The organism is Verrucomicrobiota bacterium, from assembly GCA_037139415.1.
In the GTDB taxonomy this organism is placed as follows: domain Bacteria; phylum Verrucomicrobiota; class Verrucomicrobiia; order Limisphaerales; family Fontisphaeraceae; genus JBAXGN01.
Window position 1 is genome coordinate 1 of record JBAXGN010000263.1, and the last position, 8,013, is coordinate 8,013.

5 protein-coding genes are annotated in these 8,013 nt (G+C 55.3%); 4 read left to right on the forward strand and 1 reads right to left on the reverse strand.

Going from position 1 to position 8,013, the window contains the following annotated elements:
- The first annotated feature begins 127 nt into the window (after window positions 1-127).
- The 3 genes from WCO56_27530 to WCO56_27540 all read left to right on the forward strand — a co-directional run bounded on the left by WCO56_27530 (window position 128) and on the right by WCO56_27540 (window position 6,312).
- Window positions 128-295, forward strand: coding sequence for a hypothetical protein (locus tag WCO56_27530; GenBank protein ID MEI7733353.1), 168 nt, complete (start codon window positions 128-130; stop codon window positions 293-295).
- A 267-nt stretch (window positions 296-562) separates the two neighbouring features.
- On the forward strand, window positions 563-2,896 hold the full coding sequence (locus WCO56_27535; protein ID MEI7733354.1) for an ammonia-forming cytochrome c nitrite reductase subunit c552: 2,334 nt from the start codon (window positions 563-565) through the stop codon (window positions 2,894-2,896).
- Between the two features lie 671 nt (window positions 2,897-3,567).
- Window positions 3,568-6,312: a hypothetical protein gene (locus tag WCO56_27540; protein MEI7733355.1), complete on the forward strand. Its 2,745-nt coding sequence runs from the start codon at window positions 3,568-3,570 to the stop codon at window positions 6,310-6,312.
- A gap of 38 nt (window positions 6,313-6,350) precedes the next feature.
- Here WCO56_27540 and WCO56_27545 read toward each other — a convergent pair whose 3' ends face one another.
- Window positions 6,351-7,514, reverse strand: a complete 1,164-nt coding sequence (locus tag WCO56_27545) for a hypothetical protein (GenBank protein ID MEI7733356.1) — start codon at window positions 7,512-7,514, stop codon at window positions 6,351-6,353.
- Between the two features lie 177 nt (window positions 7,515-7,691).
- Between WCO56_27545 and WCO56_27550 the strand changes: the two genes are divergently transcribed.
- Window positions 7,692-8,013 (forward strand): hypothetical protein (locus WCO56_27550; GenBank protein MEI7733357.1); only part of this gene is annotated, 322 nt, incomplete at its 3' end.

An 8,013-nucleotide genomic window follows, 5' to 3' on the forward strand; every position in this document is an offset into this window, starting at 1 on the left:
CAAGGTTTTTCCAGTTCATATGTAGCGGTATTTATGCGCAGGTGTATAGCGGATCGAGAACAATGCCTTTGGCCAACTGACCCAACATTGGCATCTGACGCATTGTGCGCACCATCATCCGGTGGCCGTGCAGGCGCTATTGTGGATAAAAATCATCGCCTTCACGCTCTTTCACGCCTTTGCCATCTTGCATGGCAAACGGTTCCGCCTGAGGCAAGTGACGTTGCAGGAACTGCGCCAACAGATTTACCGCTCGTTGCTCTGTTCCTGGCCGCTTTCCTTGTTCAGCGGGTAGGTGCCCCCGGTGGCAGCCGAATTTTATTAGCAACGTAAAAACCTGAGTCCATCAGGTCTCCAGCGGACTTGCCTCGCACAGGTCCGCCGGCCGCGCTTTGGCTTCAATTACGGATGCCGCGTGGTCTTTCAGCAGGCGGACCGCCCGGCAAAAATACAAATTCCTGCACTCAGGATAAAGCTAATCCCGTCGTGCGAAATTGCAGGAAAGTTTGCTCATTTCTTTACATTTGAGTCCCCCAAAATTAAAGTGGGGTTGGTTCACGACATGGGTGACAGTATTAAACAGTCAAAGCCAAAGCGGCCCGCCAGCGGTCTTTTAATTGCCGCTGGCTTCTCGCTGGTTTTGTGCCTCGTCATTGGCGTTGGTCTTTTTCTGGTTGTGCGCCAGCGGTCTGGCTTGACGCAACCCAAGCATGGTGTTTCCGCCCTGCTTTTCAATTACGCGGAACCGCAGCCGGTTGCCTATCAAAAGTACGCCGGTTCTCAAAGCTGCCTGGCGTGCCACGAGCCCGCCTTCACTCCCTGGCGTGCCTCGCACCACGCCTTGGCCGAACGCCCGCTCAAACCGGAATTGGATACCGCCGCGTTTTCTCCATCACAAACCTTCAAGCACGGGACGCAAACCTCCACGGTCCGATTCACGCAGCGCCGTTGCGAACTCCTTACCCAAGGTCCCTCCGGCAAGGCGGAGACTTTTATCGCCGACCGTGTGATCGGACATGACCCGTTACGCCAATATCTCATCGCCAAGCCCGATGGCCGTTATCAGGTCGCTGAGATTGCGTCTGACCCTAAAAAAGGCGATTGGTTCAATGTGTATGGCAATGAAGACCGTCAGGCGGGCGAATGGGGGCACTGGACCGGGCGCGGCATGACGTGGAACACGATGTGTGCGGCGTGCCACAACACCCGCCTGCGAAAGAATTATCAACCCGCCACCGATACCTACAATACCGCCATGGTCGAAATGGGAGTTGGCTGTGAGGCTTGCCACGGCCCCATGGCAGACCATGTTGCCTGGCAGAAATTGTTTCCCCCGCCACCTGGCCCGAGGAATCCCAGCCGCAAAGATCCCACGCTACAAAAAATGGACAAGAATCAGGTGTTCGATACCTGTGGTATGTGCCATGCCCGCCGGGGAGAGTTCACTGGCGATTTCAAACCTGGCGATTCGTTTTTTGACCATCACAGCCTCACCATTCCCGATGAAACGGATACCTTCTATCCGGATGGCCAGATTCGTGATGAAGATTACGAATACACCGCCTTTCTCGGCAGCCGGATGTATGCCTCGAAAGTCCGCTGTATTGATTGTCACGATCCGCATACCGCCAAACCGCGCCTCACAGGCAACGCCTTATGCCTCACTTGCCACAGTGCCCCAATTCCCCCGGCACCCAGAATTGTTCCCGCCACCCATGCGCATCATAAGGTCAACGCCGGTGGAGACTCCTGCACGGGGTGCCACATGCCGATCACCACGTACATGCAGCGGCATCCGCGCCACGATCACGGGTTCACCATTCCTGATCCCCTCCTCACCAAACAGTTCGCCATCCCCAATGCCTGTAACCGTTGTCACACCAATCAGACGGAGACGATGGAGTGGGCTTTGGATTGGACGCAGAAATGGTATGGCAAAAAGATGGACCGACCTTATCGCGCTCGCGCGACCACGATCGCCAAGGCGCGTAATGGCGAAGCCACCGCGTTGGATGCCCTGCTGAAAGTGGCACGGGAGGATAAAAACGCGCTTTGGCGAGCGTCGGCTACCGGGCTTGCGCGCCGTTGGAGCCAGGAACCCAAGGTTATTAATGCTTTGCTGGAACAGGCCAAGGACCCCGCGCCCATGGTGCGCGCGGTGTCCGCCCGGTGTCTTGAGCCGACCCAGAGTACGTATGCCCGGAGCGTTTTGGGGAACTTGTTGAATGATCCTTCTCGTGCCGTGCGCGTGGAGGCGGCTTGGTCATTGCGGACTACGGTGGACACCAACTCGTTGGCTGGCCAGGACCTGATGCGCTATCTGCGGCATAACCTGGATCAGCCATCCGGGTTGCTGCAAATGGGCGTATTCCAAAACGATCGCAACGATCATGAGGGGGCGCTGGCCTCGTTCCAAAAAGCGGTGAGTTGGGATGGTGGGTCGGCCCCGCTGCATCATGCACTGGCGGTTTGTCTGAGCCAGAATGGCCAGTCTGCCGCAGCCGTGCGCGAATTGGAAATCGCCTGCAAACTGGTCCCGCGCGATGCGGAATATCGTTTCAAATTGGGCCTGGCCTATCACGAGGCCAGTCAGCCCAAGGCCGCCTTGAATGCCTTGGAGGAGGCCGTGAAACTCGATCCCCAATACAGTCAGGCGTGGTACAATCTTGGGTTATCCTATTCTGCTGCCGGCCAGTCCGACCAGGCGCTGACGGCGCTTAGCCGCGCCGAGATGTTGAATGCCGGTTCCCGGGAAATCCCCTATGCGCGTGCCACTATCCTTGCCCGGTTGGGGCGGGTGCGTGAGGCGCGTTCCGCCGTTAGCCGGGCGCTGGAACTTGCGCCGGGATATTCGGAAGCCATTCAACTGTTGCAAACACTGTCGTCCGAGCGATGAAAAAATTCTAAAACCCTCCAAGCACCGCATGAAAATAAGCGTCCGTAAAATGAAATGACCACGACCTCCTGAGAGGTTTATGAAACCACAAAATGGACCCAAATCGCAGTAAGAAATAAACTTACTACGCCACAGCACACGGATATCCACAGGAGGCTGCTCACTCCCAAATTCTCGTCCAGAATGTCCCGTCCAAAAAGGTTTTTTTGTTTCATTTGGCACACCCCAAAAAATTCTGCGTCTGTCTATTAGAGGATTATCAGATAGATCAACAACGCACTCAGGAACAGGCTGATAACACCACAGAATAGGGAAGTCCAAAGCAAGCCGTTTTCCCCCTCGCGCTTCTGCGCCAGGTGCTTTGGCCAACGCCCAGAAGGTTGCGAGGATATTCCCGGCAACGGTCGAGACAAAAAGCCGCTTACTAATGATGATAACACAGCGTCGTTATTCTTTTACCCTCATACCCCGTTCAATTCATTGGTGGGCACCATAGGTCATCCACCGCATTTCGTCAAGCATGGAGTTAAACCATTTTTACACCCCACGAATACACCGCCATGCTCCTACCGAGTTGACGATCTCCCTACTTAGGTTATTCAAAACAATGGCGTGAAACAATGGCGTTGAAATTCTCATCAGGATCGCGCATGGTGAATCTTGTGATGCGTATGAAGCACCTAAAATATCCGCCGCTGACTGGCTTGCTAGTGATGCCGACCACACTATGTGCGTTGTTGCTTGGGCTGGTTGCGGAAACCGGTTGCATTTCTTCCACCACTGCAAATCAGCAGGTTGCCATGGAAAAGCCGCGTGCCAGTCAGGGGGTGCTGACGCAGGAGGCGCGCGAGGATGGTTTGCTGCAAATGGCTCAGGCGCTGGCGCAAAACGAGCCCAAGAAAGAACCGGCATCGACTGTTCCCACACCACCTGCTGTTCCCGCTCCCGTAGTTGTTCCGGTTGCGGCGGGTCCTGGAATTGCAGGGGTGCTGGTGCAGTTGCCCAAACTTTCGGCCACCGAAACCGAGGAAATTATTGCTGCGCTTTGCCTGCGGTTTGAAACCGAACTCGGCTATGTCAAGGCTTCGAGCACGGAACGGAACCTGTTACCCCCACTGGCCGAGGATGCCGAACATGCTGTCGCATTGGTTCGTAAAGCGGGTGGGCAACTCCAGGTGCTGCGCCTGGCCAGTAAAACGTATTATTCGCAAGCTGCGCAATTGATCGTGCATGGGGTGTTGGTGGAAGGAGAGAAACGAAGCTCAAACCCAGATGTGGCCTCAGTGGAGAGCCGGGTCGCTACGGTGGTCAAGTCCATTCAACAAGGCCGGGAAAACCTTAATATCAGTGACCTGAGTTACACGACCACCCAACTCAGCTACATGGACATCAAAGGGGCGCTGACTGCGCTTAAGGGCCTTGGGGTGACGACTCTGGACGATATGTCCAAAATAACCTTCCCGATTCCGTTTGCGCAACTGCCGGTGATTGCGCCGTTGCCCGGGCCTTCTACCAACCAGATGGGGTTGCTCGGCAAAGAGACCACGGCGGCTGGTGCGTTTGACCTGTCCATGACCCCTGGTGTGGCCACTTCGTTGCCGTCGGACCCCAACATGTCGCCCGCCTCCCAACTGATCATCTACTACCATCCGGCTCACCCCGAACAGCTTAATCGCGTGAAGCGCATGCTTGAAGACACGGTGGATCGTCCCGCTGGCCAGATTTTCGTCGAGGGCATGGTACTGGAAATCAGCGAGGAAGGACTCAAGGAACTGGGCATCGAATGGCAATTTAGTGAAGGCAAGTTCCAGTACATGATGGGGGCGGTTGACCCCAATGCCGCCACCAAGCCACCCTTGATGACGGCTAATCCTGCCGTCGCAGCCGTTTTGCCCGCCTCCACGCTCGCCAGTGGCCTGAATAGTCTCAATGGCTTTGCTGAAAACTGGCAGGTCAAATTGCGCGCGCTGGTGCAAAATAAAAAGGCGGAAATGCTCTCCCGCCCCAGCGTGCTTACTCTCAATAATCGGCAGGCCACCATCCGGGTTGGCCAGGATATTCCCATTGCCACCATGCTCGATTACGGGCAAGTCACCGGGGTCAGTCGCATGGGCTTCAATTTCCGGTACCTGCCCATCGGTATTTCCCTGAATATCCTGCCGCGCGTCACGGGTGATGGCCGCGAGGTGGGGATGTTGATAGATACCATCGTGTCCACCGACATGAATGATCCGCTGGAAATCAAGGATGGGGAAAAAGTGCTGGCGCGGGCGCCGCAGATAGCCACCCGCCGAATTCAAACGTATGCGCGCATCATGAACAACACGCCGTTCATCATCGGCGGGTTGATTAGCAAGGAAAATCAAACAACTGAATTGAAAATCCCGCTGCTGGGTGACATTCCGTACCTTGGCAATGCGTTTAAAACCAAGCTGCACTCCAACAGTAAACGCGAGGTAATCATCGTGCTCACGCCTCATATTCTCTCCGGCGACAACGAGCTTGCCGGCGGGCGCTATCTGCCTCGGGATCAGGATACCTTCGACGAGTTTGGCAACCAACTGTTCAAGAGCACCTACCGCATTCGATCCGAGGACGTGTACGACTTGAGCTTCATTGCCAACGACCCGCGCATCGCCCGTTACCGCAATCTGGCCAATCAGGCCATTGTGAATGATTACCGTCTGGCCTCACAGTCACCGTTTGATATCTGGTCCAAGAATCATCTGCCGGGCGAAGAATGCCTGGTGCAACGCATGATCTATCAAATGATCCGCCGCTTGTATGAGGATGGCCGTGCGCGCGATTCCCTGTTGGGTGCCATTCGCACCGACAACCTCATTCTCTTCGGTAAGAAACAGACCGGCGGGTATGACGTGATCTGGTTTGAGGAGGTTTTAAAAGAACAATTCGGCGTGCCGGACATGAAGCAATTCCAGAAAAAACATCCTGACAAGGCAATTTCCATCCACTTCAACCAGCTGATGCGCACCAATGCGGCAGAGATGCTGCAAGACCCCATCCCCGAAATTTCCCTCGTGGATTGCTCGAAAACCGATTGGGACCGGCAGCTTTGGGATGGCAATCAACCGTTTCCCAATGGCGAACAACAACATGTCATCCTGTTGCGGACGGAGGATGATTTACTGCGGCTACGCCGCTGCATTTTGCTGAAGAAAGTGATTCACGCCAATGGCGGACGGAGCCGTATGAATTTACTGAACTTCACCCAAGGTCGGCAACTGGTGATGCCGGATGTCAAGGCCGGGCAGACTTGTTTGATTGATCCCGAAGTCGCCGAGGCCTTTTATTATTCCCACCATTACTATGCCGCCGTGGCCGCCGCCATTGACAAGGCGGGGGCAGCACTGGAAAGCAGTCTCGGCAAATTGACGCCTCAGTTACTGAAAAAGTAACTCACTTTATCCGCTCTGGGGGTGATCGGGCCAACCGGCTATTTCGCCTCCGGCCCGGTGCCAGCCACCCATTCCTCCCCGGATTTGGTCAGCTTCCATAATTTGGGCGATAACTCCACTGGCGGCGGGGTGTCGCCTTTCTTGAGGATGCCCCGGAAGAAATAGCCGCGTCCGCCCAACAACACCTGCTGGCTTTCCTCATCATATTTCCAGCGCTGCACCACCAGCCGCCACGGTTGGGACTTCTCGGCATCGAGTGTGGTTTTGCCCACCCGGTGCATCATGGTAATGGAATAGATGTCGGATGCTTTTTTGTCGTAATACACCCCGAGCAACTTGCGGTCGTCGTAAAAGTCCTCGTTAATGACCAGGTTGGTTTTGATCATCGTGAAGAACTTCTCATCCTTGGCGGAAGGCCAGCCCGCCACAATGCGGTCGCCAACGCGGGCGGCCAGAAATACATCGTTCCCCAGCGGGGACGTCATCGAATATACATTCGGAGTGGAAGTCTTCTTCGCGGTAAACGGCATCAAAGCGCCCCAGGTGGCGGCGGCGACTTCCGTCTTGTCGCCGATGATCTCGTGATTAATGCGAAACTTGATGGTCTCTTCCATCTCCGTCGGTACGTCTGAGAAGCTGATCAGCGTCGGGTAGCGCAACGAATCCGCGCCCTCGCCGTCTTTGCCGGTCGCCTTAGCCTTGACGATGACCTTTTCCACCTTATCACTGTCTTCATGTTCCAGGTAAAAGACAGTGGTGTATAGATGGCCCGTGATCTTCTCTCCGTTGGATAGCACGAGAGTGGTCATCAGCGTGCGCGTCAGGTATGGCTTGCCCCAGAACTCTTTTCTGGTTTGCCCTGCCTCGGCAAATCGCCAGTGCCGCTCCATTTTCTCTTCCAACGCGGCAAACCGGATTTCGCGCACCTTGTCAATCGTGGTGGTGCGAATCTGTTTGCCATCAATATGCATTTGGAGCACCGAACCGGGCGTTTGCGATACTTTACCTTCCACGGATTCCCCATTGGAAAAGGTAACCTTGCCCGGTCTGGTGAAACCTGCGGCGGAAGCGGTTGGGGAGATGGACCACGCCAAGAAGATCGCGAGCCAACAGCTACTGGCCCGAATGGAATGGGAAAATTTCCGGTAGTCCGGGGCGACCGGGTGACCGCGTTGCCAGCATACGATGGTATGGATGCGCATGGGAATAGGATAGGGGAGAATGGGACATTGGTCAATAATCCACCTTGGGTGTGTCCGCCTTGAGTGATGTGTATTCAAAACTCGAACGATGACTCAGATCGACCTGGGAGATTTCTGGTTCCAAACTTCGTTTTTCTTCAGTTATATTTTTGTCGAGGTAGGGACACCGGTTGCCCGGTGCCCCCCTCACAGATCCCGACGGGCGGTTTTCCCGCATCGTATGTGACGGACGTGGCCAAAGCCTGGGTGGAGAAACTCTCCGCCGCCATCCGGAAACACGACCAGCGACATTTGGTCACCGTGGGGGTGATTCCCTGGGTGTACGTGTTTCCCAAGGCCAAGCCGCTGTTTTATTCCAAGGAAGTTTCGGCCAATCTGGATTTTGTAAGCGTCCACTTTTACCCGAAGCAAAACGACGCCATCGGCGCCCTTACCGCTCTGGCGGCGTACGACATCGGCAAACCGGTGGTGGTTGAGGAAATGTTTCCGCTGAGCTGCG